The organism is Arsenophonus endosymbiont of Bemisia tabaci Q2, assembly GCF_902713415.1.
GTDB lineage: Bacteria > Pseudomonadota > Gammaproteobacteria > Enterobacterales > Enterobacteriaceae > Arsenophonus.
On the sequence record NZ_CACTIE010000052.1, the window covers coordinates 1 to 2,821 of the forward strand.

The 2,821-nt window shown below is 25.4% G+C and carries 1 protein-coding gene and 2 pseudogenes; 2 read left to right on the forward strand and 1 reads right to left on the reverse strand.

Annotated features, from left to right (window positions below; all coding sequences use genetic code 11):
* Positions 1-741, forward strand: a pseudogene (locus ARSQ2_RS03045) (APC family permease); the annotation flags it as partial.
* A 59-nt stretch (positions 742-800) separates the two neighbouring features.
* On the opposite strand, the gene pagP reads toward ARSQ2_RS03045, so the two are convergent.
* Positions 801-1,175, reverse strand: coding sequence for a lipid IV(A) palmitoyltransferase PagP (pagP, locus tag ARSQ2_RS03050; protein WP_420837728.1), 375 nt, complete (start codon positions 1,173-1,175; stop codon positions 801-803).
* A 760-nt stretch (positions 1,176-1,935) separates the two neighbouring features.
* Here pagP and ARSQ2_RS03055 point away from each other — a divergent pair.
* Positions 1,936-2,101 (forward strand): annotated as a pseudogene (locus ARSQ2_RS03055) (cold-shock protein).
* Positions 2,102-2,821 lie beyond the last annotated feature (720 nt).

Genomic DNA, 2,821 nt, shown 5'->3' on the forward strand with positions numbered 1-2,821 from the left:
TATGTTTTCTTTTTGTGGATTAGAGCTCGTTTGCATAACAGCGGCGGAAGCGGAAAATCCAACACAAAGTATTCCTAAAGCGACTAATCAAGTTGTTTATCGTATTTTAATTTTTTATATTGATTCTTTATTTGTATTGCTCTCACCGTATCCTTGGATAAATGTAGTTAGTGGTGAAAGCCTGTTTTTGCTTATTTTTCATGACATAGGCGATAATTTGTTTCTAATTCTTTGAATATTGTCGTTTTAATTGCAGCATTATCAGTTTATAACAGTGGAGTATATAGTAATAGTCGTATGCTTTATGGTTTAGCAAAACAAGGTAACGCCCCACATTTTTTGAATATCGTGACTAAGCGTGGTGTGCCTATTGTCTCAATTGCTATTTCAGCTTTAGCAACATCAGATGGTATTTTAATTAATTATTTATTAGATGGTAAAGCGCTAGAATTACTAATGTCATTGGTTGTGACAACCTTAGTAATTAATTGGATTCTGATTTGTATATCTAATTTAAAATTTAGAGCGGTAAAAATAAAAGAAAGTATTGAACCTAAATTCAAAGCATTATGGTATCCATTTGGTAATTATCTTTGTTTAATTTTTTTGTTTCTTATTTTGGTTATCATTTTACTGACTGATGGAATTCGTATTTCAGTTATTCTTATGCCATTTTGGGTTCTATTTTTATGGATAGGATTTTTACTCACAAAATTTAGAAAACAAAATAGAGCAAATTGATAAAATAGTAACTAATTACCCTGGTTTAAACCAGGGTAATTAGTATAAAACTTAAAAATTTATTGCCATTGCCAGCGTATCCAAGCAAAAAATACATTACCGTTATTATATGTTCTAGGAACATATGTTGCTTGGATTGAGAATTGTTTATATTTAATAGAAGAAATCGGAAGTGGTAATGGGATCGGTATATACCAATATTCATTTCTGGCCGTAACGCTTAGTGTAAAACCTGCTCCTATACGAAATTCATCAAGCTCACTTTGTCGCCAAATTTTTTGAAATCCATATCCGACTATGGGTTGTACTTTATTATGGGAATCAGCAAAAGCCATAGCATAGATAGAATGCCAATTTCTATTTTGATCAAAGCGGTATTTTCCAATACCTAATCCACAAGGGGTTTCATTATATCCAGAAATTTTTCTTATCATAAGTTAATCGATTATGTCAAATTAAAAAAGGTAGATAAATTTCGTACTGATTAGAATTCCAAGTTTTATTAATATTATAAGTGAATCTTTCGCTAAGAGAGAAAGGTTTATTAATTTTGTATCAATGGGATTAGAATATTTAGATATTGCTATTGTATGAGCTGTAAATATGCAGTTGGAAACTAATATACTAACTTTAATAATATTAATAAATATTATTGATTCATTCTAAAGTCAAAAATTCAATTATTGTGTGACAATATCCATATTTCTATAATATGGTTAAAAGTGTAAAATTAATTAGATATAATTAAATTTTTTTAGTATTAAAACTAATAATAAAGTAATATAAAAATATTAAAGCGATTTACTTAATATTAAAAATAGAATCAATTATTACCTATTGATATAAAAAGTTTATAAATATAATTTTATATCAAGCCATTTTAGTATGGATAATGTATAAGTTATTAAAATTATTAAATTAGTAATTGATATAGTTATAGGGACCTATATATTTTTTTATTTTAATTTTTTTATTTTCTTGATAAAAAAATAAAAAAATAGAAAAATAGAAAAATAGAAAATTAGAAAAAGTTTTATCGCTGTTAACTTTTTAAACTGACTAATAGTACTAAAATATAAAATGGTTTGTTATTGTAAATAAAGTATGTAATAGCATAAATATAAGCGGTAATAATATATTTCTTAATATCCATTTATGTTATTAAAAAATCAATTTATGGTCTCATAGGAAAAAATGGCAAAGATCACAGATACGGTAAAATGGTTTAGTGAAAAAAGGTTTTGGTTTTATTAAACTTGAATGTTGTGGCAACGATCTTTTTGTTCATTATACTGCTATTTTTGGTAATGGTTATAAAACATTGATACAAGGTCAGAAAGTAGCATTTGATATTCAATAAAGTTGTAAGGGGTTCGCTGCTAATAATGTAATTATTATTTGATTATCTGATTATCTGATTATCTGATTATCTGATTATCTGATTATCTGATTATCTGATTATCTGATTATCTGATTATCACTAAGATCATAAGTTATGAGTTACTAAATTGAAAAATAATTTATTTGATTGGCTATATTGATATTTTATTGATCTTAAATATAACAGGATGAGTGTTATAGCTAATAATAAATTGAATTTTGCTATATTGTATATTATGTGTGTTATTTTAATATTGTTAATAAATTTTTTTTACTACATTATTGTTAGCGAAACGTAAAGTTTCATATAAATACTAGTCATGTTAAATAAAAAAATTTAATCGTCATTCATTAATTTTTATATTTAACTTTTTTATAAAAACGTTGATTAATCAAAATGATATTAACAGCGCTAAGATATAAAATTAATGTGTGCTTTCCTTTAACTTTAACAAGCAAAACCTTACAATACTTACCATATCTTGCTCAACTTCTGGTGGGCTATAACTATTATCCTTTAATTTTTTATCTAATTGTATAAACTTATTCATACCATATTTTAAACTATTTTATCAAAGGCACAATTACACACATCAGTAATAGTATTTATTTTATCTTCAGTACCACTTGAAGAATTTATGCAATGCTTAACAAAATTATTTTTTATGCTTTAATCTTATATTTCTCATCAGAACATCCT

Coding starts and splice junctions, on each gene's coding strand:
- pagP (WP_420837728.1), bottom strand. CDS start 1,175: ATGATAAGAAAAATTTCTGGATATAATGAAACCCCTTGTGGATTAGGT.